Annotated in this window: 25 protein-coding genes and 1 tRNA gene; 8 read left to right on the forward strand and 18 right to left on the reverse strand. The window is 33.2% G+C overall.

Features of this window, described 5'->3' with window-relative positions; genetic code table 11:
- Positions 1 to 96: 96 nt before the first annotated feature.
- Positions 97 to 182: transfer RNA gene (locus tag V7P59_RS12245), tRNA-Leu, on the forward strand.
- Between the two features lie 103 nt (positions 183 to 285).
- Positions 286 to 648 carry a DUF1508 domain-containing protein gene (locus V7P59_RS12250; RefSeq protein ID WP_333810440.1) on the forward strand — a complete coding sequence of 121 codons (363 nt, stop codon included), beginning with the start codon at positions 286 to 288 and terminating at the stop codon, positions 646 to 648.
- A gap of 54 nt (positions 649 to 702) precedes the next feature.
- Here the strand turns inward: V7P59_RS12250 and V7P59_RS12255 are convergent, their stop codons facing one another.
- The 3 genes from V7P59_RS12255 to V7P59_RS12265 all read right to left on the reverse strand — a co-directional run bounded on the left by V7P59_RS12255 (position 703) and on the right by V7P59_RS12265 (position 4,526).
- Positions 703 to 903 carry a hypothetical protein gene (locus V7P59_RS12255; protein ID WP_333810441.1) on the reverse strand — a complete coding sequence of 67 codons (201 nt, stop codon included), beginning with the start codon at positions 901 to 903 and terminating at the stop codon, positions 703 to 705.
- 163 nt (positions 904 to 1,066) lie between these two features.
- The gene (locus V7P59_RS12260; protein WP_333810442.1) at positions 1,067 to 3,220 is read right to left on the reverse strand and encodes a S46 family peptidase; all 2,154 of its coding nucleotides are present in this window, start codon (positions 3,218 to 3,220) and stop codon (positions 1,067 to 1,069) included.
- A 52-nt stretch (positions 3,221 to 3,272) separates the two neighbouring features.
- Positions 3,273 to 4,526 (reverse strand): 3-deoxy-D-manno-octulosonic acid transferase, encoded by a 1,254-nt coding sequence (locus V7P59_RS12265; RefSeq protein WP_333810443.1) that lies wholly within the window; start codon positions 4,524 to 4,526, stop codon positions 3,273 to 3,275.
- A gap of 151 nt (positions 4,527 to 4,677) precedes the next feature.
- Between V7P59_RS12265 and V7P59_RS12270 the strand changes: the two genes are divergently transcribed.
- Positions 4,678 to 5,808, forward strand: a complete 1,131-nt coding sequence (locus V7P59_RS12270) for a DegT/DnrJ/EryC1/StrS family aminotransferase (RefSeq protein WP_333810444.1) — start codon at positions 4,678 to 4,680, stop codon at positions 5,806 to 5,808.
- 145 nt (positions 5,809 to 5,953) lie between these two features.
- On the forward strand, positions 5,954 to 6,970 hold the full coding sequence (gene galE / locus V7P59_RS12275) for a UDP-glucose 4-epimerase GalE (protein WP_333810445.1): 1,017 nt from the start codon (positions 5,954 to 5,956) through the stop codon (positions 6,968 to 6,970).
- A gap of 23 nt (positions 6,971 to 6,993) precedes the next feature.
- On the opposite strand, the gene V7P59_RS12280 is transcribed toward galE, so the two are convergent.
- The 11 genes from V7P59_RS12280 to V7P59_RS12330 form a co-directional block, all read right to left on the reverse strand.
- On the reverse strand, positions 6,994 to 7,248 hold the full coding sequence (locus tag V7P59_RS12280) for a hypothetical protein (RefSeq protein WP_333810446.1): 255 nt from the start codon (positions 7,246 to 7,248) through the stop codon (positions 6,994 to 6,996).
- A gap of 12 nt (positions 7,249 to 7,260) precedes the next feature.
- A complete protein-coding gene (locus V7P59_RS12285) occupies positions 7,261 to 7,974 on the reverse strand; it encodes a peptidoglycan DD-metalloendopeptidase family protein (RefSeq protein WP_333810447.1) in 714 nt (237 codons plus the stop codon).
- A gap of 76 nt (positions 7,975 to 8,050) precedes the next feature.
- Entirely contained in the window at positions 8,051 to 8,926 is an 876-nt protein-coding gene (fabD, locus tag V7P59_RS12290; protein ID WP_333810448.1) for an ACP S-malonyltransferase, read from the reverse strand.
- A gap of 74 nt (positions 8,927 to 9,000) precedes the next feature.
- Entirely contained in the window at positions 9,001 to 9,531 is a 531-nt protein-coding gene (locus tag V7P59_RS12295; protein WP_333810449.1) for an NADPH-dependent FMN reductase, read from the reverse strand.
- Entirely contained in the window at positions 9,524 to 9,754 is a 231-nt protein-coding gene (locus V7P59_RS12300) for a (4Fe-4S)-binding protein (RefSeq protein ID WP_333810450.1), read from the reverse strand. The genes V7P59_RS12295 and V7P59_RS12300 overlap by 8 nt, the downstream gene beginning before the upstream one ends.
- A gap of 68 nt (positions 9,755 to 9,822) precedes the next feature.
- Entirely contained in the window at positions 9,823 to 10,104 is a 282-nt protein-coding gene (locus tag V7P59_RS12305) for a GNAT family N-acetyltransferase (RefSeq protein WP_333810451.1), read from the reverse strand.
- A 44-nt stretch (positions 10,105 to 10,148) separates the two neighbouring features.
- On the reverse strand, positions 10,149 to 10,865 hold the full coding sequence (locus V7P59_RS12310) for a pirin family protein (RefSeq protein ID WP_442902427.1): 717 nt from the start codon (positions 10,863 to 10,865) through the stop codon (positions 10,149 to 10,151).
- Between the two features lie 75 nt (positions 10,866 to 10,940).
- Complete coding sequence (locus V7P59_RS12315; protein WP_333810453.1) at positions 10,941 to 11,516, reverse strand: Crp/Fnr family transcriptional regulator; 576 nt, start codon at positions 11,514 to 11,516, stop codon at positions 10,941 to 10,943.
- Between the two features lie 72 nt (positions 11,517 to 11,588).
- A complete protein-coding gene (locus V7P59_RS12320) occupies positions 11,589 to 13,460 on the reverse strand; it encodes a peptidase U32 family protein (protein ID WP_333810454.1) in 1,872 nt (623 codons plus the stop codon).
- A 167-nt stretch (positions 13,461 to 13,627) separates the two neighbouring features.
- Positions 13,628 to 14,812 carry a pyridoxal phosphate-dependent aminotransferase gene (locus tag V7P59_RS12325; protein ID WP_333810455.1) on the reverse strand — a complete coding sequence of 395 codons (1,185 nt, stop codon included), beginning with the start codon at positions 14,810 to 14,812 and terminating at the stop codon, positions 13,628 to 13,630.
- Positions 14,813 to 14,869: 57 nt separating this feature from the next.
- Positions 14,870 to 15,964 carry a fatty acid desaturase family protein gene (locus tag V7P59_RS12330; RefSeq protein ID WP_333810456.1) on the reverse strand — a complete coding sequence of 365 codons (1,095 nt, stop codon included), beginning with the start codon at positions 15,962 to 15,964 and terminating at the stop codon, positions 14,870 to 14,872.
- Positions 15,965 to 16,071: 107 nt separating this feature from the next.
- Here V7P59_RS12330 and rsmG point away from each other — a divergent pair, with 107 nt between their 5' ends.
- Complete coding sequence (gene rsmG, locus V7P59_RS12335; protein WP_333810457.1) at positions 16,072 to 16,701, forward strand: 16S rRNA (guanine(527)-N(7))-methyltransferase RsmG; 630 nt, start codon at positions 16,072 to 16,074, stop codon at positions 16,699 to 16,701.
- 52 nt (positions 16,702 to 16,753) lie between these two features.
- Entirely contained in the window at positions 16,754 to 17,233 is a 480-nt protein-coding gene (locus V7P59_RS12340) for a hypothetical protein (RefSeq protein WP_333810458.1), read from the forward strand.
- A gap of 74 nt (positions 17,234 to 17,307) precedes the next feature.
- On the opposite strand, the gene pruA is transcribed toward V7P59_RS12340, so the two are convergent.
- The 4 genes from pruA to V7P59_RS12360 all read right to left on the reverse strand — a co-directional run bounded on the left by pruA (position 17,308) and on the right by V7P59_RS12360 (position 21,760).
- On the reverse strand, positions 17,308 to 18,933 hold the full coding sequence (gene pruA, locus V7P59_RS12345) for an L-glutamate gamma-semialdehyde dehydrogenase (RefSeq protein WP_333810459.1): 1,626 nt from the start codon (positions 18,931 to 18,933) through the stop codon (positions 17,308 to 17,310).
- Between the two features lie 127 nt (positions 18,934 to 19,060).
- Complete coding sequence (apaG, locus tag V7P59_RS12350; RefSeq protein ID WP_333810460.1) at positions 19,061 to 19,447, reverse strand: Co2+/Mg2+ efflux protein ApaG; 387 nt, start codon at positions 19,445 to 19,447, stop codon at positions 19,061 to 19,063.
- A gap of 1 nt (position 19,448) precedes the next feature.
- On the reverse strand, positions 19,449 to 20,507 hold the full coding sequence (locus tag V7P59_RS12355; protein ID WP_333810461.1) for a DUF3667 domain-containing protein: 1,059 nt from the start codon (positions 20,505 to 20,507) through the stop codon (positions 19,449 to 19,451).
- Positions 20,508 to 20,512: 5 nt separating this feature from the next.
- The gene (locus V7P59_RS12360) at positions 20,513 to 21,760 is read right to left on the reverse strand and encodes a type IX secretion system plug protein (RefSeq protein WP_333810462.1); all 1,248 of its coding nucleotides are present in this window, start codon (positions 21,758 to 21,760) and stop codon (positions 20,513 to 20,515) included.
- A 195-nt stretch (positions 21,761 to 21,955) separates the two neighbouring features.
- Between V7P59_RS12360 and V7P59_RS12365 the strand changes: the two genes are divergently transcribed.
- Both V7P59_RS12365 and V7P59_RS12370 read left to right on the forward strand, forming a co-directional pair.
- On the forward strand, positions 21,956 to 23,305 hold the full coding sequence (locus V7P59_RS12365) for a Na(+)-translocating NADH-quinone reductase subunit A (protein WP_333810463.1): 1,350 nt from the start codon (positions 21,956 to 21,958) through the stop codon (positions 23,303 to 23,305).
- A 5-nt stretch (positions 23,306 to 23,310) separates the two neighbouring features.
- Positions 23,311 to 24,477, forward strand: coding sequence for an NADH:ubiquinone reductase (Na(+)-transporting) subunit B (locus V7P59_RS12370; RefSeq protein WP_333810464.1), 1,167 nt, complete (start codon positions 23,311 to 23,313; stop codon positions 24,475 to 24,477).

Below are 24,477 nucleotides of genomic sequence, written 5' to 3' on the forward strand. Positions count from 1 at the left end.
AAAATAGCTCAGTTGGTAGAGCGCAACCTTGCCAAGGTTGAGGTCGCGGGTTCGAACCCCGTTTTTCGCTCAACACTACCAAATTAAAATATTTTTGCTCGAGTGGTGGAATTGGTAGACACGCTGGACTTAAAATCCAGTGGGTAGTAATGCCCGTGCGGGTTCAAGTCCCGCCTTGAGTACAAAAAGCTTCAAACTATGTTTGGAGCTTTTTTTGTTTATAAAATTCTCAGTTTGAAATTTTATAATATCTTTAAATCATCTTTAAAATCAACTTAAATCATTATGGGGACATTTGTAATCGCACAACGATTAAACGGAGCTTATAAATATGAATTTGTTTCACGGAAAGGGAAAACCATTTTTACAAGTAACGATTTTGAATTGCGATTTGAATGTGAAGAAGAAATTGAACGTTTGAAAAATTCAATAGAAAGATGTGTGTTTATGCGCTTTAAATCGTCAAGTGGTAAGTTTTTCTTTCGGTTGATATTGGATGAGCATGAAATAGCAGTAAGTAGACGATATACAACTCAGTTATTGCTTCAAAAAGGTATTGACGAGATTGTTAAGTATGCAGGTAAGGCAGAGTTTTTAGATTTTTCGTCTTCAGAAGATATTTTTGGACCTTCTCCATTTGAAGATTAACTACAAAAAAAAATCCCGATTTTATCGGGATTAATTTTTTTGTTCTAGCAATAATTATTTTGCTGGAGCAGCTTCAGTAGCAGCAGCTGGAGCAGCAGCGCTATCAACAGCAGTAGAATCAGCTACAGGAGCCTCTTCAACAGCAGGAGCTTCAACAACTGTAGAATCTACAGTTTCTGTAGTTTCAGCAGCATTTTCTTTACAAGAAACGAACATAGCAGCAACAATTGCTAAACTTAAAACAACTTTTTTCATCTTACTAAATTATAAAGGTTAATTATTAATTCGGAGCAAAGATATAAATTTTTTGACATGTCAAAATGTTTTTAGACATTTTTTTTAATTTTTTTTCTTTGGATTCCGAAATGCTTTAATTCAAATGGTGTGCCAAATTTTTTATTTTTTATTTTTTTTGTAATTATTTGGCTTTTTGAGACTTAGGATAAATAATCGTCATCTCGTCTATCAGGTTTTTTGCACCTGCAAATTTGTCAATTACAAATAAAATATAACGTGAATCTACCATAATGTTTCTACAGATTTCAGGACTATAATAAATATCACTCATGGTACCTTCCCAAACTCTATCAAAATTCAATCCGATAAGGTTCCCTTTTGCATCTAAAGCTGGACTTCCAGAGTTTCCTCCAGTTGTATGATTGGTTGCAATAAATGCTAATGGCATTTTTCCGTTTTTATCTGCGTATCTTCCATAATCTTTTGCATTGTACAAATCGATTAATTTTTTAGGCACGTCAAATTCATAATCTCCTGGAACGTATTTTTCAATTACACCGTCTAAATAGCTTATAGGTTCATAAATAACAGCATCGCTTGGTTTATAGCCTTTTACTTTTCCGTATGTAACACGTAACGTACTGTTTGCATCAGGAAAAATTCTATCGTTAGGGAAAAATTCCATAATTCCTTTCATATACGTTCTTTGTAATGCAATGTTTTTTAAATTAAGCTCATCAAATTTAGGAGCTACATTTTTTTGATAACTATCTGCAATTGATTTTACTAATTGATACCCTTTATCTTGATTTAGTTTTTCTAAAACTGATTTTGCATCACCATTTAACAATTCTTTTAAACCGTTATAGTTTGTTAATTTAGAAGAACTAAAAATATTTGTCGTTAAACTAGATGCATTAGCATTTTTTAAACTTTCTGGTAAAAACTGTTTTGGTGATTTTGTAGCGTATAAATGAATTAATTGCTCAAAAACTTTCTCATCCACTTGAGCACTGTAATCTTTGTATAAACCTTCAAACCCAGAAATTAGATTGTTTTTTCTATCGTTGAAAGCTTGCTCGCCTTTTGTGTTGTAAACTTGTTCTAACTGATACAAACGGTATCCAAAAGATAAAATCTCTGAATTACGTAAAACTACTTCGGTAAAGTAGTCTTTTGCAATAGCATATTCTCTGATGTCTTTATAGTTCTTTTCGAAATCAGCTAAAATAGTTCCGTATTCAGCTTGTTTTCCTGCTTTGTTAACTCTTTCTTGGAATTTCTTTTCAAAGTCTTGTTTGATGGCTATCGCATTCGATTTTTTCAAACCTTTAGTTTCACCAATCCATTTTTTCCAATAATTGGCAACACTTGCATATTTTGAAGCATATTGAATTTTAATCGCATTGTCTTTTCTCATGAAACCATCTTGCACTTTTAAAGCAGCATCACGAATTTCAATTTTAGCCGGATTCAAATCATTTACAATTTGTTCTACAGCGAATGATGGTAAATATTCCTGAGTTCTTCCAGGATACCCCATTACCATAGTGAAATCATTTTCCTGAATTCCTTTTGCTGAAACTGGGAAAAAATGTTTTGGTTTGTAAGGAACATTATCTTTTGAATATTCAGCAGGACGATTGTTTTTGTCAGCATACACTCTAAATAAAGAGAAATCTCCTGTATGACGAGGCCAAACCCAGTTATCAGTATCGGAACCAAATTTTCCGATTGAACTTGGTGGCGCGCCTACTAAACGAACATCTTTGAAGTTTTCAGTTACAAATAATAAGTATTGATTTCCATCATAAAAAGCACGAATCATTACATCTTGCCAAGCTTCTTTTTGGAAACTTTTACTAACCGTTGCAATATTTTGTTGGATTCTTTTTTGTTTGTCGCTTTCGGTTGGAAGATTCAAAACACCTTCGAAAATTTTAGTCGTAACATCTTCAATTTTGATGATGAACGTAACGGTTAAATCTTTGTTTGGTAACTCGTCTTCCATTTTGTAAGCCCAAAAACCATTCGTTAAATAATCGTTTTCAACTGTAGAGTGACTTTGAATATTGTCATAACCACAGTGGTGATTGGTTAATAAAAGTCCTTTTGGTGAAATCATTTCTGCTGTACAACCGCCATCAAAATGAGGAACAGCATCTTTTAAGCTGGAATTGTTTACCGAATAAATATCATCGGCACTAATTTTCATTCCCAAAGCTTTCATTTCTTTTTCGTTGGTTCCTTTCAGTAACGACGGAATCCACATGCCTCCTTGTTGCGCTTGAACTTGGAAAACAAATAAAACAAGTAGTAATTTTAAAAATTTCATATGTTGATTACATTAATGGGTGCAAGTTACAATTTTACTTTTGGAACTTAAATCAATTTATAGTTTCGTTAATAATATAATTCATAATTGTCTGAGTAGCTCCCTTATTCATTTGAACAAATGTACTGCAAATGTGACCTTTTTCTAATCGTTCGTCTTCGTTGTGAAGTAATAAATCAAAAGCTTCATTTAATTGGGTTTGATTCTGAATCGAAATACAACCCTCCATATTTACCAATGCTGTAGCTTCCGCAAAATGGGAGTAATTTGGACCAATCACAACCGGAACTCCAAAAGTTGCAGGTTCCAAAATATTATGAACACCCGGATTTCCAAAACCACCGCCCACATAAGCAATATCGGCATAAGAATAAATTTTCGTTAAAATTCCGATAGTGTCGATGATAAAAACGTTGTTTTCCTGTAGAGACGCGATTAATCTCTTCTCTACATCAGAAAACAAAATCGTTTTTTTGGAAACAGCATTTTTCAATTCCTGAATTTGTTCTGATTTGATATTGTGCGGTGCAATAATAAATTTCACATCATCCGAACTCTGATTGATATAATTCACCAATAAACTTTCATCTTTTGGCCAAGAACTTCCAATTACGATTGTAGTTGTATTGTCTTTGAATTGTTCGATAAAATCTAATGAATTGTCACGTTCTAAAATCGAAACCACACGATCAAAGCGGGTGTCGCCAGAAACTTTTACGTTATTAAATCCGATACTTTGCAGTAGTTTTTTTGAGCTTTCATTCTGCACAAAAAAGTAATCAAATGTTTTAAGTGCGTTTCTGTAAAATCCGCCATACCATTTAAAAAACGCTTGATTTTCTCGTAAAATTCCAGAAATTAAATAGGTTTTGATTTGCTGTTTTTTTAGTTCGTTTAAATAATTGGGCCAATATTCATATTTGATAAAAAACGCCATTTCGGGATGAACTAATTCAATGAATTGTTTCGCATTCGAAATTGTATCCAAAGGCAAGTAAACTGTAACATCAGCAACAGTATTGTTTTTTCGAACTTCATAACCCGAAGGCGAAAAAAACGAAACCACAATTTTATGACTTGGGAATTGTTGTTTGATTGCTTCAATTACGGGTAAACCTTGTTCGTATTCACCCAAAGATGCCGCATGAAACCAAATCGTTTTATCCGAAGATTGAATTTTACTTGCTAACGCTTGAAAAACCGATTTTCGTCCGTCTATAAAAAGTTTCATTTTCGGACTAAAAAGCGCAACAAGCTTCAAAAGTTGTGAGGCAAAAATGACTACTAAATTGTAAAGAAATAACATATTGGTAATTATCTATTGCGAAAATACAGTTTCTTTATTAAAATTCATTGCCAACAATCAATTATTGACTATTTTTGTTCTTGTTAAAAGTGAAAATAAAGGTAAAACTACCTTAAACTTTTAAACTTTAAACTTTTAAACTTATTTTTTAATGAGAAAATTACAAATGGTTGACTTAAAAAGTCAATACGAAAAAATAAAAGAAGAAGTAAATGCTTCTATTCAAGAGGTTTTAGATACGAATACTTACATTAACGGACCTTTGGTTCACCAATTTCAGGCGGATTTAGAGAAATATTTGGGAGTAAAACACGTAATTCCATGTGCAAACGGAACCGATGCGTTGCAAATTGCCATGATGGGATTGGATTTGAAACCAGGTGATGAAGTGATTACTGCCGATTTTACATTCGCAGCTACGGTTGAAGTAATCGCATTATTACAACTAACTCCAGTTTTAGTGGATGTGGATATGAATAATATGAACATTTCGTTAGACGGAATTCGTAAAGCAATAACTCCAAAAACAAAGGCAATTGTTCCGGTACATTTATTTGGTCGTGCTGCCAATATGGATGCGATTATGGAAATTGCTCGCGAACATAATTTATATGTTATCGAAGATAATGCTCAAGCAATTGGAGCTGATTACACTTCAAAAGATGGTTCTAAAAAGAAAGTAGGAACCATTGGTCATGTAGCAGCAACTTCATTTTTCCCATCTAAAAACTTAGGTTGTTATGGTGATGGTGGAGCCATTTTTACGAATGATGACGCTTTAGCGCACAAAATAAGAGGAATTGTTAACCACGGAATGTATGAAAGATATCATCATGATGTAGTGGGAGTGAACTCGCGTTTAGATAGTATTCAAGCGGGAGTTTTAAAAGCGAAATTACCTCATTTAGATGCTTACAACAAAGCACGTCAAGATGCAGCAAGAAAGTATTCAGAAATCCTTGGACAAAATCCTAATATTTGGGTTCCAACCATTTGTGAATCTTGTGATTGTCATGTATTTCATCAATATGTAATTCGTATTATGAATGGAAAACGTGATGGATTATTAGAACATTTACAAGCAAAAGGAATTCCATGTGCAATTTATTACCCAATTCCATTACACAGTCAAAAAGCATATGCTGATACTCGTTACAACGAAGCTGATTTCCCAGTTACGAATCAATTGGTAAAAGAAGTAATTGCATTGCCAATGCACACAGAATTAGATGATGAACAAATAAAATTTATTACAGACGCCGTTTTGGAATATATCGGGTAGAGATGCGATTTATCGCGTCTATTCGTAAAAATGAATATGCAGAAGCGCGATTCATCGCGTTTTAAAAATTGATGTATAAGACGCAATTCATTGCGTCTTCCAAAAAAGAAATAGAGACGCGATAAATCGCGTCTGTACGAGAAAAATGAAAATATTAGTTACAGGAGGTTTAGGATTCATAGGTTCGCACACGGTTGTGGAATTGCAAAATGAAGGTTTTGAAGTAATCGCTATTGACAATCTTTCCAATTCATCAATTGAAGTTTTAGATGGAATTGAACGGATTACAGGAAAAAAGCCACTTTTTGAAAACATCGATTTACGAGATAAATCGGCGGTTCAGAATTTCTTTTCCAAATACCAAGATATTTCAGGCGTCATTCATTTTGCGGCTTCAAAAGCCGTGGGTGAAAGCGTTGAAAATCCATTGTTGTATTATGAAAATAATATTAATTCTTTAGTATATATTTTACAAGAATTACAAAAAAAATCAGAATCACATTTTATTTTTAGTTCCTCTTGTACGGTTTACGGTCAAGCCGAAAAAATGCCCATTACAGAAAATGCACCTATTCAAACTGCGATGTCACCTTACGGAAACACAAAGCAAATAGGTGAAGAAATCATAACTGATGTTACGAAAGTAACCAATATTAATGCTGTTTTATTGCGTTATTTTAATCCAATTGGAGCGCATCCTTCAGCTGAAATAGGTGAATTACCTTTAGGAGTTCCTCAAAATTTAGTACCATTTATTACGCAAACAGCAATCGGACTTCGTGAAAAGTTATCTGTTTTTGGTAATGATTATCCAACTCCGGATGGAACAGCCATTCGTGATTATATTCATGTGGTAGATTTAGCAAAAGCTCATGTGGTAGCTTTACAACGTTTATTGAAGAAGGAAAATACAGAAAAAGTAGAAACTTTCAACATTGGAACGGGAACTGGAAGTTCGGTTTTGCAAGTAATTGATGCATTTGAAAAAGTAACAAATCAAAAATTAAACTATCAAATTGTGGCAAGAAGAGCAGGTGATGTTACAGAAGCTTATGCCAATACCGATAAAGCCAATTCTGTTTTAGGTTGGAAAGCACAATTATCCTTAGAAGATGCTTTGGAAAGTGCTTGGAAATGGGAACAGAAAATAAGAAATAAATAAAAAATCCTCAACTGAGGATTTTTTTATTCTTTAACAGATTCTTTTACTTTTTTAGCGCCTTCTTCCACTTTCTCAGCTCCTATTGCAATAATATTTTTTGCCTTTTCACCTACTTTAGAAGAATCAATTGCTTTTTTAGCTTTTACTTTTGCCGAATCTGCGGCTTGTTTTAAATCGGTACCAACGGCTTCAGAAGCTTCTTTTACTTTTTCTTTTGTCTCTTCTTGACAAGAAAGCATAGTGGTTGCTAATGCAATTCCTAAAAATATTTTTTTCATAGTTAGATTTATTTAGAGATTAAAGTTACAAAATTGATGCCAATTCTTTTTATGGATCTTTAAAAGTAAATTAGGATCTGGACAATTTGATTTGTAGAATGAAAGTGTTTTTTCATTACAAACTCCGGGATAATCACCCGTTTTTCCTTCCATGTCGATAATGATTTGAAAGTGTAAATGTGGCGCATAATCGCCATTAATAGGTGGTAATCCTAAAGTAGCAATTTGTTCTCCTTTTTTTATGATATCACCCACTTTTTTACCAATTAAACTTGCTTCGCTCAAGTGACCATAAAGCGTATGGAATTTAATTCCTTCAATCTCGTGTGCTAAAATTATTGTTGGACCATAATCCCCTAAAGCGGTATTGTTTTGAAAACTATGAACGGCGCCATCTAAAGCCGCATGAATTTGAGCCGATTCATTAATCCATAAATCCAAACCAATGTGAACATTGCGTTCGTCTGAATTCGAGTTATTAAAAACAGTGCTTCTTTGGTATAAATTTCGGGTTTCAATGTAGCCACCAAAAGCAATTTTACCTTGATTTTTATTTAAATGATTTTGAATGAAAATTTCATAATCTTTAGCGGTTTCTAATTTATGTTGATTCAACTCAGGATTAGTTACAGATAAATTCAAAGGAACATAATCAGAATAATCAATCTCAGAAGAAATGACTTTAGCTGCTTCAATTGATTTGAACAAAGCAATTAGATTTTCCATATTTTCTTTTTCTCAAAAATAAAAAATTCCTCACGAATAAACTTCATGAGGAATTCTATTTTAAGAGTATTTTATTTTACAAAGAAGCAGAAATCGTTTCTACGTCTTTGTTGATTTTATTTACTAATCCAACTAATACTTTTCCTGGACCCACTTCTGTGAAACTTGTTGCGCCATCAGCAATCATTTGTTGTACGGATTGTGTCCATTTTACAGCTCCTGTTAATTGCGAAATCAAGTTTTTCTTAATCTCGGATGCATCAGAAACGGCGTTTGCCGTAACATTTTGATATACTGGACAAGTTGGTGTAGCAAAAGATGTGGCTTCAATAGCAGCTGCTAATTCTTCTCTCGCTGGTTCCATCATTGGTGAATGGAAAGCACCACCAACAGGTAAAATTAAGGCGCGTTTTGCACCAGCTTCTTTCATTTTTTCGCAAGCTAATTCTACTGCTTTATATTCTCCAGAAATTACTAATTGACCTGGGCAGTTGTAATTTGCAGCTACTACAACACCATCAATTGAAGCGCAAATGTCTTCTACAATTTTGTCGTCTAAGTTTAAAACCGCAGCCATAGTAGAAGGAGTAATTTCACATGCTTTTTGCATGGCCATTGCTCTTTGTGAAACTAATTTTAATCCGTCTTCAAATGATAGAGCGCCGTTTACCACTAAGGCAGAAAATTCCCCTAAAGAGTGTCCAGCAACCATATCTGGTTTTACGTCTAAAACTTTGGCTAAAATTACCGAGTGCAAGAAAACCGCAGGTTGAGTTACTTTGGTTTCTTTTAATTCTTCTGCTGTTCCTTCGAACATGATATCGGTGATTCTAAAACCTAAAATTTCGTTCGCTTTTTCGAATAATTCTTTTGCTAAAGGTGAGTTTTCATATAAATCTTTACCCATTCCTGTGAATTGAGCGCCTTGACCTGGAAATACGTATGCTTTCATGTTTTTAGTTTAAAAGTTTAAAGTTTATGAGTTTAAAAGTGTAACTCAAAACTTCAGCAAAAATAACATTTTTATTAGAATTCAATTGAATTTGTGATTTCCAATAATTGATTTTTATATTCCGGATGGATAATACCATTTACCACATCAAAATTTTCATAGAAACTTGGTAATGAAAAACTACCTTTTACTATTCCGCCTTGGAAAGGAAATCTTTTTGTAGCAATCTCTAAAACCGAACTTCCGCCACGAGCTCCGGGAGAAGTGGCTAATAACAACATCGGTTTTTCTTGAAAGGTTTTAGCGTTAATACGTGAAGACCAATCTAAAATGTTTTTAAAAGCTGTAGAGTAATTTCCGTTATGTTCGGCAAACGAAATTATGATTAAATCAGCGCTTCCTAATTTGCTGTAAAATTCTTGTGCTAACGGGTGAATACCATTTTCTTTCTCTTTATCTACCGAAAAAATAGGCATTTCGTAATTGTTTAAATCTAAAATTTCAACAGAAGCATTTTGAAATTGGTTAGCAGCAAAAGTGGCCAATTGTCTGTTTATAGAATTCTTGCTCGAAGAGGCTCCGAAAGCGATAATTTTTTTAGTCATTCTTGTTTAAATAATAAGTTAAGGCTCCCGAAGGGCATTTTTTTACGGTTTCAATAATTTTTTCAGTAGTTGAATTGTCAGGTGTAATCCAAGGTTGCTCTTTTGGTTTAAAAACATCAGGATTGTTTTTTACGCAATTAGCAGAATGAGTACATTTTCCAGATTCCCATACAATGGTAACTTCACCATTTGTGTATTCTTTTTTAATGTTTTTTGGATCCATGATTCTTAGTTTTTTGGTTATTGCATTAATATAAAAACCTGCAAGATTTAAAAACTTGCAGGATATAATTATAAAACGTCTCTAAACTCTGGCGTTTTATCAAAAACACTTTTGGCAAACGGACATAGAGGCAATATTTTAATTCCTTTTTCTCGAGCGTATTCTACCGCTCTAGTTACCATTTTTTTGCCAAAACCTTTTCCTTCATTTCCAGGATTCACTTCTGTGTGGTCGATGATGATTTTATTTTCGCCAGTAAAAACAAAAGTCATCATAGCTTCCTGTTTGCCTTCAACTTCAATGTAAAAAGCACCTTTGTTGTCATTAATTCTTAATTGTACTTCATTCATAATTTAATTTTTTACTGCGACTGACTACTGCGACTGCTAACTAATTACTGTTCCATCGGAATTTCCATAACTAAAAACTTCGCATTAGAATTCGCTTTAACTTCGATTTCATTGGTTTCCCAAATTCCAACGGCATCTCTTCTTTCAAGTTTTTCACCGTTTACTTCGATTTCACCTTCAATATTCATAATGTAGAAACCGTTTCCTTCTTTTTTAAGTGAAAGTTTTTTTGAAAAATCAGCATCAAAATCACTTAAATAAAACCATGCATCTTGATGTATCCAAACCCCTGCATCATCTGGATTTGGGGATAAAATTTGTGCGAAATCATTTTTTTCTAACGATTTATCTAAGGTAATTTGTTGGTAGCGAGGTTCTACATTTCTATATTTTGGAAACAACCAAATTTGAAACAATTTCGTTTGTTGATCATGATTTGGATTGAATTCACTGTGTTGTATTCCCGTTCCAGCACTCATTACTTGAATGTCACCACTTTTAATAGTTGTACCATTTCCCATGCTGTCTTTATGCGCTAAATCTCCTTCTAAGGGAATGGTGATGATTTCCATGTTGTCATGTGGATGTGTTCCGAAGCCCATTCCAGCTGCAATGGTATCGTCATTCAAAACGCGAAGCATTCCAAATTGTACTTTTTCTGGGTTATACCAATTGGCAAAACTAAAACTGTGATACGCATTTAACCAACCATGGTTAGCATGACCTCTTTCATTTGCTTTATGTACTATCGTTTTCATAATGTATAAATTTAGTAATTATTATGATACAAATTTACATCTATGAATAGGGAAGAGCACTTAACCTAGATTAAGAAATTATTTTTTGAGTAATCGAGCTTTCATCTTACTAAAAAATTCAGGTGTTACACCTATGAAAGAAGCTACTTGCTTTTGTGGTACTTTCTGAATTAAAGTTGGATATTTGGAACAAAATTTCTCAAAGCGTTCTTCAGCTGTTAAGCTTAAATTATCCATTAAACGTTCTTGGTGAGAAACTAAGGAGTTTTCGGCTAAAATTCTGAAAAAGCGTTCAAGTTTTGGGATTTCTTGATAAAGTTTTTGATGGTTTTCTTTGGTAATTATGACAACTTCCGCATCTTCTAGAACTTCGATAAATAAATTGCCTGGTTTTTCAGAAATATAGCTGTACATATCACCAATCCACCAACCTTCGCAAGCAAAATGTAATACGTGTTCGATAATATTATCATTAATATTGAAACTTCTCAAAATTCCGGAATTCACAAAATACGTGCAAGTCGCCACTTCGCCCGCACTCAATAAAATGGTTTTGGCTTTGAATTGTTTGGTTTCAGTTTTAGACAAAAACAACTCTTGCTCTTCAGGAGTTAGCGTAACATGTTTGGCGATATTTTCTAAAATAGATTGCATTACTCCAAAAATACAATTTAATTTTGGGATTCCAGAAACAAAAAAACCGATGCATTACACATCGGTTTAATATTAATGAAAGTGATCTTCTTCAATTTCAAATTCGGCATCTTTTTCCCAAATTTCCATTTCGCAAGGTTTACAATTGAATTTTAATTTGTATTCCAATTCGCCTTGTTTTAAAACTAAAGGTTCCTTTAGCTTTTTGTCCATGTTTTCTCTGTGGTATTTTGGACAACGCTCTAATTCGTATTTGATGCAATATTTGGTAGTCATTACACGGGATTTTCCTGGATCCCATTGTAATTCGAACGCTTTTTCGATTTCAGTTACACCATGACGTTCGTAGAATTTACGAGCGGTTTTGTTGGCAACATTGTACATGAAATCCAATTTCGTTTCTGGATACGGATGCGATGTTTTTACCAATTGGTGTTCTTTTCGAACATAATTTTTCAAACGAATTTCCGATAATTGTTCGTAAACCGTTCTTCGCATTTCATTGATTTTCGAAATCGGTAAAAACCAATTTTCAGAGAATAAAACCGAAATTTCATCAGCAGTATAAGGCGTAAATCCTGTTTTAGCTAATTGTGTTTTGATGTTTTCTTCTATAGATTCGTTGTTTTTAGTGCGTTCTTTTGAATGCTCTAATTTTACAACGCTCACATTTCCATCTTCATCGGTAGCAATTAATTCAAACCCAGTTTCATTTTCAGTCATTAATAAAGTAGTACTGATTTTTCGAACCGCACTATCTTCGCGTTCCACCAATTTGATGAAAGCCGCATCGTTGTTTCGGTAAATGAAAGTACCTTCTTTAATCTCTTTCAACACATTTGGATACACGATTCCGTTTTCTACTTTGTTTACGTAAATCCCCTCGGCTTCGTTATTAGCATTTATATAACACAATCCGTCACCATTGTTTAGCAATTCTCCGTTTTCAATCACATATGAATTCCCAACAGTTTTTACCAATTTACCAATATATTGTCCTTTTGATTTTGGACTTTCCCAAGAACCAATAGCTTGATGTCTTTCGTTAACGAAATAATCGGTATAACCACGATTGAAAGTACGAGTTAAGTTAGCATCAAATGCATAAGTACAACTTCCTGAAGAAGCTTTACTATATTTATCGCTGTTTTTTTCTAAGAAATCGTCTAATTTTTGACGTAAGTAGGAAACGTTATTTTTCACATAGACGATATCTTTCAAACGGCCTTCAATTTTAAAAGAAACAATTCCAGCTTCGATTAAATTTGGAATTTGGTCGGTTACATCAAAATCTTTAATCGAAAGTAAATGACTATTTCTAATTAAAGTATCGCCATTTCCATCAATTAAATTATAAGGTAAACGACAATTTTGTGCACAAGAACCACGGTTTGCCGAACGCTCTCCATTCGCCACACTCATGTAACAATTCCCACTAAACGAAACACATAATGCACCCGTTACGAAGAATTCTAATTCTACATCAGTTGCCTGACTAATTTCTTTGATTTGGTGTAAGTTTAATTCACGTGCCAAAACCACTCTTTGAATTCCGGCATCGGCTAAGAATTTAATTTTATCGGCATCACGATTATTGGCTTGTGTACTTGCATGAAGTGCAATAGGAGGTAACTCCATTTCCATAATCGCCATGTCTTGAATGATTAAAGCATCAACTCCAGCATCATATAATTTCCAAATCAACTGACGACACGTTTCTAATTCATCATCGTATAAAATCGTGTTGATTACCACAAAAACTTGCACATTATACAAGTGTGCATATTGCACAAGTGCTGCAACATCTTCCAGTGAATTATGAGCATTCGAACGCGCTCCAAATTGTGGTGCTCCAATATAAACTGCATCGGCACCTGCATTGATAGCAGCAATTCCAGTAAGTAAATCTTTTGCAGGAGCTAAAATTTCAATCTTCTTCTTCATGTGTAAATCTTTAATCTTTCGGGATTTGCCGAAAAAAAGTGTGCAAAGTTCTTATAAAAAATTGGAGATTTCTAATTCGAGTTCGCTTTTTTTGAATTTGGAGCATAAAAAAACACGAATTAATCTAATTTAATAAATCAATTCGTGCTAATATATTTGTTTGTGATTTAAGAAACCGCTTCTTTGATTCTTCTCATTGCTTCTGTTAATAAAGCTTCGCTGGTTGCGTAAGAGAAACGAATACAATTTGGATTTCCAAAAGCGTCTCCTGTTACAGTTGCCACATTTGCTTCTGCTAATAAGAACATAGAGAAATCGGTTGCGTCTTTAATTAATTGACCTTTTAATATTTTTCCAAAGAAAGATGAAACATCAGGGAACACATAAAACGCTCCTTCTGGAACATTTAATTTGAATCCTGGAATTTCTTTTACTAATCCCACTACTAAATCTCTACGATTTTTGAAAGCAGTTACCATTTCGTTTAATACGCTTGGTTCAGCTTCAACAGCAGTAATAGTTGCTCTTTGTGCAATAGAATTTGCTCCCGAAGTAACTTGGCCTTGAATTTTTGTACATGCTTTTGCGATAAATTCAGGTGCTCCGATATAACCAATTCTCCAACCAGTCATAGCGAATGCTTTTGCAACACCGTTAACAGTAATTGTTCTTTCTAACATTCCTGGTATAGAACCAATACTGCAAAATGTTCCTGAAAAGTTAATGTGTTCGTAGATTTCGTCAGAAACTACATATACATGTGGATGTTTTTCTAAAACTTTAGCTAAAGCCGTTAATTCTTCACGATTGTAAACCGAACCACTTGGGTTACAAGGCGAACTGAACCACATCATTTTTGTTTTTGGTGTGATAGCTGCTTCTAATTGTTCTGGTGTAATTTTGAAATCACTTTCAACAGAAGTTGGAACTTCAACAGGAACTCCACCAGAAAGTTTGATAATTTCGTAATACGAAACCCAATACGGAGCAGGAAGAATTACTTCATCACCATCATTCAACATTACTTGAGCAATGTTGTATAATGATTGTTTTGCTCCTGTAGAAACTACAATCTGTGATGGTTTGTAGTCTAAATTATTATCTCTTTTGAATTTTTTGCAAATCGCTTCTTTCAACTCTAAGTAACCTTCTACTGGAGTATACGTACTGTAATTTTCGTCGATAGCTTTTTTTGCAGCTTCTTTAATGAATTCAGGAGTGTTGAAATCTGGTTCTCCTAAACTAAGGCTAATAATGTCTTTTCCTTGTGCTTTTAATTCTCTTGCCAAAGCCGCCATAGCTAAAGTTTGAGAAACGGCTAAGTTGTTGATTCTGTCCGATAACGGGTTCATTGTGTGTTAGTTATTATAGTTAATACAAAAGACGCGATTCCTCGCGTCTCTTCTTTATTATGCTAATTGTGGTTTCCTTCCTAGTTCTCTCAAATGTTTGAAGTGAGAAGCAATGGCCGCTCGAGTTGTTTTGAACTCGTGATACGGTAAGTTACATTCCGCTGCTGTTTGTTTTACAATTTCAGCAATTTTATTGTAGTGAATGTGACTAATATTTGGGAAAATATGGTGTTCAATTTGGTGATTCAGTCCACCAGTATAATAATTGACAATCCAGTTTTTTGGAGCAAAGTTTGCAGTGGTAAATAATTGGTGAATAGCCCAAGTGTTTTCAATTTCCCCGCTTTCATCTGGAATTGGATTGATAGTATCTTCTACTACGTGAGCTAATTGGAATACAACACTCAAGATTAATCCTGCAGTGTAATGCATTACCACAAATCCTAAAAGTACTTTCCACCAAGTTACGCCAAATACAATCGGTAAAACAATCCAAATAGAGAAATAAATAATTTTTGTAATGATAAGCGTAGTCCATTGGAAAGCTGGACTTTTAGCTTCTCCATAGGATAATTTTCTTTTTAAGTAACGTTTCATTTGAAGAAAATCGGTAGTAATAGCCCAGTTAAACGTTAATAATCCGTATAAGAAAACCGAGTAATAATGTTGGAATCTATGGTAACTGTACCATTTAGCATTTTTTGAAAAACGTAAAATTCTTCCAGCTTCTAAATCTTCATCATGACCAATAATATTGGTATAGGTGTGATGTAAAACATTGTGTTGTACTTGCCAGTTGTAAACATTTCCGGCTAAGATGTAGATACTTCCGCCCATTAATTTGTTTACCCAAGATTTGGTTGAGTAAGCACCGTGATTTCCATCGTGCATTACGTTCATTCCAACTCCTGCCATTCCAACTCCAATTACTACGTTTAATAATAAGTATACCCAAAAAGGCATATCCATAGCTAACAGGAAGAAATAAGGTGTAAGGAAAAGACCGAACATTACAATCGTTTTCAAGTGTAATTTCCAGTTTCCAGTTTTGTTGATTTTGTTTTCTTTGAAATAGTCGTTTACTCGTTTATTTAAAGTTCTGAAAAATTTCAGATTGTCCTCTTTTGAAAAAATCGGGGTTGTGGTATTCATATTTTAATATTCAAATTTCGTCAAAGATAATTATTATAATTTTTTCATTTATGATATTCGTCATTTTTTATTCACCAAAAAGCGTATTTTTGTGTAAAATTTAACGAATGGAAGCCATTTTAAAGCAATTTCCTGATTTATCTGATAATCAAATACTTCAGTTTCAAAAATTACAAGGTTTATATGAAGATTGGAATGCCAAAATTAACGTGATTTCACGAAAAGATATCGACGAATTATATACACGTCACGTTTTACATTCACTTGGAATTGCAAAAATTATTGAATTCCGTCCAGGATCCAAAATTATGGATGTGGGAACAGGTGGTGGTTTTCCTGGAATTCCATTAGCAATTTTATTTCCAGAAGTTGATTTTTATTTGATTGATGTAATTGCGAAAAAAATCCGTGTAGTGAATGAAGTAGCCGCAGGTTTAGGATTAAAAAACGTAAAAGCCGAACAAAAACGTGCCGAATTAGTCAAACAAGAATTCGATTTCATTGTAAGTCGTGCTGTAACCAACATGCCTGATTTTGTAAAATGGGTAGATGATAAAGTTTCAAAAAAACAAAATCACGAATTAGCCAACGGAATTTTATATTTAAAAGGAGGCGATTTAGCCGAAGAATTAAAAGATTTTCCAAAAGCAACACAATACAATTTATCCGATTTCTTTAAAGATGAATTTTTTGAAACGAAGAAAGTGGTGCATTTGCCGTTGAAGTATAAAAAATAGTGATTAGTGAAAAGTAACTAGTGATTAGTCTAAATCAAATAATATAATTTGAATGGAATTTAATTTGAAATTTATCCCTGATGGGAATTATTATAAAGAAGCTTATGATGAGATGGTTTCTTCAATGAAATATAAAAAGTATGTGCCATATTTTGCATCAGCTTTGATTTTTATAGGTGTTGTTTTTTATTTTTTAGATAAGTCTGGAGTTATTGGAATTTTTCCATTTCTTTTTATTTTTTCAGGTTTATATGAATTTTTTAAATTTTATAATGAAAAGAAAAAATGGATGAAAGACAGATTAGATTCAAGAATTTTAGGAAAAGAATTACAGATGCAATTCACTGATGAAATGATTAAAATCAATGGTCCTTTTTCTAATGGAGAAATAAAATGGTTTGGATTGAAAAAAATAGTTAAAACAAAAAATGGAATTTTGTTAAAGCCAGAAAATGGATTAAGTATTTATTTGCAAGACAAAATGTTTTCTAGTAATGAGCAGATTAAGTTTATCTTATCTAAAGGAAATTAAATCTAAAATTTTATAAAAATAAGAAACCCGATTCTCAACTGAAAATCGGGTTTTTATTTCTATTTCAAATTATATTATCCTAAAAACGGATATTTATAATCTTCTGGTGTTACGAATGTTTCTTTGATAGTTCTAACTGAAGCCCAACGTAATAAGTTTTGTGCTGAACCAGCTTTATCATTAGTACCAGAACCTCTTGCGCCTCCAAATGGTTGCATTCCTACAACAGCACCTGTTGGTTTATCGTTGATGTAGAAGTTTCCTGCTGCATTTTGTAACGCAACTGTTGCTTCTTCTACCGCATAACGACATTGGCTAAATACCGCACCTGTTAAAGCATATTCTGAAGTTTCGTCAACTAATTTCAATGTTTCAGACCATTTGGCATCTTCATAAATATAAATCGTAACTACTGGTCCGAATAACTCGGTACACATGGTATTGTATTTTGGATTTGTAGTTAAAATAACTGTTGGTTCAATGAAATACCCTTTTGATTTATCGTAATTTCCACCCATGATTACTTCAGCATCACTATCGTTTTTAGCTTGGTCAATGTAACGCGCTAATTTATCGAATGAAGCTTCTGAAATTACAGCCGTAATGAAATTACTCATATCTTCAGGCGAACCCATTTTCATTGAAGCTAAATCTGCTTCTAAATGTGATTTAACTGCTGGCCATAAACTTTGTGGAATATAAACACGTGAAGCTGCACTACATTTTTGTCCTTGGAATTCAAAAGCACCACGAGAAATTCCTGTAGCTACTTGTTTTGCATTAGCTGATGGATGTGCAATGATGAAATCTTTTCCACCTGTTTCTCCAACGATTCTTGGATATGTTTTGTATGTCGCGATGTTGTTTCCAATCGTTTTCCAAATGTCATTGAAAACACCAGTCGAACCTGTAAAGTGAACTCCCGCTAAATGTGGGCTTGATAAAACTACGTCAGAAACCATTCCAGAATCACCTATTACCATATTGATAACGCCGTCTGGTAAACCTGCTTCTTTGAAAACTTGCATAATCACATTGGCAGAATACACTTGTGTTGCTGCTGGTTTCCAAACTACCACATTCCCCATTAACGCAGCGCTTGAAGGTAAATTTCCTGCAATAGCTGTAAAGTTAAAAGGTGTAATTGCATATACAAAACCTTCTAAAGGTCTGTATTCAACACGGTTCCACATGTCTGATGTAGAAGCGGGTTGGTCTGCGTATATTTTTGTCATGAATTCTACGTTGTAACGTAAGAAGTCAATCAACTCACAAGCGGAATCAATTTCTGCTTGGTGAATTGTTTTTGATTGCGCAATCATAGTCGCTGCATTGATTTTTGCGCGGTATGGACCTGCTAATAATTCAGCAGCTTTTAAGAAGATACTAGCACGGTTTTCCCAAGATAAAGCAGCCCATTTTTTACGAGCTTCTAATGCTTCTGTAATGGCTTTTTCTACTAAGGCTCTGTCTGCTTGGTGATAAACACCTACAACATGTTGGTGGTCGTGTGGAGCCGACATTTTTTTGGTGTCGCCAGTTTTGATTTCTTCGCTACCTATATATAATGGAACTTCAACTTGAGCATTCCACATGGCTTTATATGTTTCTGCAACTTTTGCTCTTTCAGGAGAACCTGGAGCGTACGATTTTACGGGTTCGTTTACCGCTTTTGGGACATTAAAAAATCCTTTTAACATGGTGTTGTATTTTGAAATTAGACAATTTTGTGCTTTGATTTACGAGATAATCGTAAACGAATACAAAAATACAAAGTATATTTTGAATTATCGATAACAAATGTTACGAAGCTAATTTGTTCGCTATTTAGTTAATAGCAAAAGGAGCACTAAGTTTGAAAGTAGGAATAATAACTCTAAAACTTCTGGTTGAGGTAAAGTTGACCATGTTGAAATAACCTTTCATTGCCCCAATAGGTGAAGAAAGCAAACATCCAGAAGAATAGGTGTAACTTTCTCCTGGTTTTACAACTGGTTTTTTCCCAATTACACCTTCGCCATCAACAATTTCTACATGATTTAAGGCATCGTAAATTTCCCAATGACGAGTAGTCAATTGAACCGAATCTTTACTTTGATTTTCGATGGTAACATGATACGAAAAGGCAAAATGAATTTTGTAGTTCTTGAAGTATGTTCCTTCAAAACTAGTTAAAACAGAAATTTTTATGCCTCTTGTAATTTGACTTACCATATTAAAATAAGATTATCGACACCGCCATTAACACGAAAACAGCTAATAATGAAATCGGTATAAACAATATGTTCAAAAGTAAGAATTTAAAAATTGTTTTCCAACGACTGTTTTGATAAAAATTTCTTAAAGATTTATAAAGGTAAATTGGGAACAAAATAGAAAAGCTTGTTCCAATTAAAAACAGAGATAAATCTTCTGACATAAAGCCTAATATTTCATACAATATCATGCAAATGAACATGAACGAATAAAAGTTGTAAGAGAAAACTAAATGATCTGTGTAATTTAATTTCTTATCATAAAACGTTACCCAAAAAATTAATGCAATGAATGGAATGGAAAGAAAAATTAAAAAGGGAAGTTTGTTTAATATATAATCTCTTACTTCTCTCAATACATCATTAGATTTTAAATTTTGTGCTTTATTGAATAGATAGCGGTTGATGTTATTATTTTGATAGCCTAATTTTTTTAAAGCTATTTCTGGTGTTTCTTGAGGATTTTTTAAATTATAATTTCTAAACGTAGTAACTCGTATCATCAAATGATTTAAGTTTTCCGGATCATTTCCAAGTTCATTTGCTTTGTAAATAGAGTCGCGATGAAATTTTTTTGCTGTTTTTTTATCTATTTCTAGAATACCTGACTCGTAATTTTTTTTAAAACTAACTTGTATGCTGTCTTCTTTGGTTAATTTTACAGTGGGTTTTTCTTCGGGTGTAGTTGTTTTAAATCCACTTCCTAGATTAATAACTATGAAAAGAATAATTGAAATACTTAAAAATAAACGAAAAGGATTAGCGTGATGATGTCTTTTTCCTTCGCAAAATTCTCTTGCAGCAATTCCGGGTTTTAAGAATAACGAAAGAAGTGTGTTTCGTAATCTTGAATCGTAAGCATAAAAATTTGCAAAAAATTCTTCGATAAAATCTTTAATGGTAAGTTTTTTTGTTGAGTTTAGCTGACCACAAGCATGACAATATTTTTCACTAACATCTAAAGGTGTTTCGCAATTCATGCATTGTGTACCTCTATATTTTAAATCTTTCCTACCCATTCCTATTAATTTTGAATGTTAAGACTGTTAGTGACAGACAATCCAATTACTCTGTGATATCTTTCATTGTTGCCTTGGTAATAAATGAGAACAGAATAAAGATTGTCGGTTTCAAAATAATTACCATCAATCGCATTTTCGTAATCAATTTTACCATTTTTATCGGTTAATACATATTGGTAATTGGTAAAACCTTGTTTGAGTAGTAATGCTTTTTCATATAATCCTGTTTTTTTATTGAAGTCCATTTTATATTCATCGGAAAGACTATAATTGTTAAACATTCCGTTGATGAATACTTTTTTGTCTGCTGCAAATGGCATATCTAATGAAAAGTAAACCCAAGAATAATCGGCCTGTATGGCTGGTTTTTCTGTATTAATGTTATCAATATAAAAATTTCCATTAATATCGGGGAAATAGGTGTAAATTTGATTCTTTCTTGGCTTATTTACATACAAATGTGTATTGTATAAGTTTTCTCCAGATGTTACCATTGCTACTGTATTGTTAGTAGCTCTAATGATTTTATTGTCAATTGAATATGATTCATTTCCGCCCCAAAACTGTGTTTCTTTGTTGTATCTATATATTAATTCTGTACCTAAAGTATATTGAGGTTTTATATTTGAAATGCTGTTACTCCAATTGGCATTTTGAATTAGGGTTACTTTTACATTTTCAATAGGATTTTGCAATAAATAATTTCCATAGTTAATTGATAATTCAATATTGTGTTTTCCAGCACGATTTTCAAAATCTCTAGTTCTTTTTATCAAAATTTTAGGATTAACTAATTCTTCGTAAATTATAAATCTTCTAGAGAAAACAATTTCATTTTCATCGTTTAATACGGTAATTAAGTAATTGCCACTTTTTGTAATTTGATTGTATTGATTAGGGAAACGTTGTACGTAGTGAGAATAAAGTTGTAAAGTGTTAAACGAATTTTCATAGGTAATGATACGTTGATTGTCCATTCCATTTAAGTATTCGTTTTTAGCCAAATTTGTAGGTTGCGACCAATCGTAATTGTATTGAGTAATAGTATAGTAATAATCTGATTCGTCTCCGTATAAATCATCAAATTGAAGTTCAAAAACTTCCCCTAATTTAAAGTAAGGAACCACATTATTTCTATTTTGAACAAAAGAAATGGTTTTAATATTAAACGGAGGTTCTTGTTCAATTCCTGATTGAGCCAAAACAATTTGGCAAAAAAGCAAGCAAATTATGTAGCTAATTTTGTTCATTTTATATGTAATAAGAATGTAAAAATAACAAAAGTTTGAAAACAAATACCATTCCAATTCATATATTAATCTTAATTAATTTAGAATAATTATAAATAAAGCAAATCTCCAACTTTATTTTTGGTTCGCTATAATGTATTTGATTAAATTTGCACGTTTTATAGTAAATTTTTTAACATTCATATCTTCAAAAATATGTCAAAAGACATTCGAATTAAAAAAGGTTTAGACCTTAAGTTGAAGGGTGAAGCGGCTCATAAGATAGCTGACACCACTCGCTCGAAAGTCTATGCTGTTAAACCTTCTGACTTTCATGGAGTTACTCCTAAGATGGTTGTAAAAGAAGGTGATAACGTAAAAGCGGGAGAAGTGATTTTCTATTCTAAAGCAGATGAGAAAGTTAAGTTTGTTGCTCCTGTAAGCGGAAAAATTCAAGAAATCAAACGTGGTGAAAAAAGAGTCATTTTAGAGATTCTTATTGCTGCAGATTCTCAAGATGTTTTCGTTGAGCATAGCAAGAAAAATCCTAACGATTTATCAACAGAAGAAGTAAAAGCACATTTGTTAGCTTCTGGATGTTGGCCATTTATCAATCAGCGTCCTTATGATGTGATTGCTAATTCAGCTGATACTCCAAAAGCTATTTTTATTTCGGCTTATGCAACAGCTCCTTTGGCTTCTGATGTAGAGTTTGTTTTAGGAAACAAATTAGAGGCTTTTCAAGCAGGAGTTGATGCTTTAGCTAAACTTACAACAGGAAAAGTTCATTTGTCTGTAAAAGGAAAAGGAAAATCTGCATTTAGTGAGGTTAAAGGTGTTTCTTTACACAAAGTTTATGGTCCGCATCCTGCAGGGAATGTTGGGGTTCAAATTGAAAAAATAGACCCAATAAGCGCTGGAGAGCGTGTTTGGACTGTTGCACCTCAAGACGTAGCTATCATTGGAGAATTATTCTTAACTGGTAAAGTGAATTTAACTAGAACAATTGCTTTAGCTGGTTCAGAAGTTAAAGACGCTCAGTACTATAATGTTATATCGGGTGCTTCAATTGCTGATGTAGTAGCAAATAATGTTAAAGGAGATAATGTGAGAATTATTTCTGGAGATGTTTTAACAGGTAAAAAAGTTTCTTTAAACGGGTTTTTAGGCTTCTACAGCAATGTAGTAACTGTAATTCCAGAAGGAAATACATATAGAATGTTTGGTTGGATGCCTTTTGCTTCTCCAAGTATTCACAGTGCATCAAGAACTGGATTGTCTTGGTTAATGCCTGGTAAAAAATATGCGCCAAACACCAATTTAAATGGTGAAGAAAGAGCTTTAGTTGTAACGGGAGAAATGGAATCGGTTATGCCGATGGATATTTATCCAATGCAGTTATTAAAAGCTTGTTTGGCTAGCGATATCGACAAAATGGAAAGCTTAGGAATTTACGAAGTAGCTCCAGAAGATTTTGCTTTAATTGATTATACTAACACATCTAAATTAGAAGCTCAAGAAATAATTCGTGAAGCTTTAGATTTAATGATTAAAGAAGTAGGATAATAGCTATGAAGTTTTTAAGAAATAAAATAGACCAAATTAAAAAGCCTTTTGAGAAAGGGCAAAAATTTGAAAAATTCGCTCCAGCTATCAATGCTTTAGATACATTTTTATATGTTCCAAATCATACTACAAAGCATGGTGCACACATTAGAGATGCTGTTGATTTAAAGAGAACCATGATTACTGTGGTTTTAGCTTTAGTTCCAGCATTGTTATTCGGAATTTATAATGCAGGTTACCAACACTTTATTCAATTGAATGAAGGGGTTTTACCTCCATTTATGGATATCTTTTTACACGGATTGTGGAAAGTATTACCAATGATTATTGTATCTTATGCAGTAGGATTAGGTATAGAATTCTTCTTCGCCATTAAAAGAGGTCACGAGGTTAACGAAGGATATCTAGTATCTGGTTTGTTAATACCAATGGTAATGCCAGTTGATTTTCCTTTATGGATGTTAGCAATTTCAGTTGCTTTCGCAGTTATAATTGGTAAAGAAGCATTTGGTGGAACAGGTATGAATATCTTTAACCCAGCTTTATTAGCACGTGCATTTGCATTCTTTGCTTATCCTACTTATATGTCGGGTGATAAAATTTGGGTTAGCGATGCTTCAACTATTGATGGTGTTTCTGGTGAAACAATTTTAGGAACGTTAGCAAATGGAAAAGAAGTTACTTATTCAACTATGGATATGTTTTTAGGATTTATTCCGGGTTCTGTTGGTGAAACTTCAGTATTAGCTATTTTAATTGGAGCATTTGTGTTAATTGCAACAGGTGTAGGTAGCTGGAAAATTATGTTTTCTGGAGTTGTTGGAGCAGCAGTAACAGCTATGATGTTCAATGCTGTTGGTTTAACTCCATTAATGAATTTTGATTGGATGAATCATTTAGTAGTAGGAGGTTTTGCTTTTGGTATTGTGTTCATGGCTACTGATCCAGTTTCAGCAGCGCAAACAGACAAAGGAAAAATTATCTACGGTTTATTAATAGGATTCTTTAGTATTACAATTAGAGTTTTCAACCCAGCTTATCCAGAAGGAGTAATGTTGGCTATCTTATTAATGAACACTTTAGCGCCAACTATCGACTATTTTGTAGTTAATGGAAACGTTGCGAAGAGAAAGAAAAGATTAGCTAAATCTAAACAATTAAAATCTGCATAG

The sequence above is a fragment of the Flavobacterium sp. genome, assembly GCF_036782315.1.
Lineage (GTDB): Bacteria > Bacteroidota > Bacteroidia > Flavobacteriales > Flavobacteriaceae > Flavobacterium.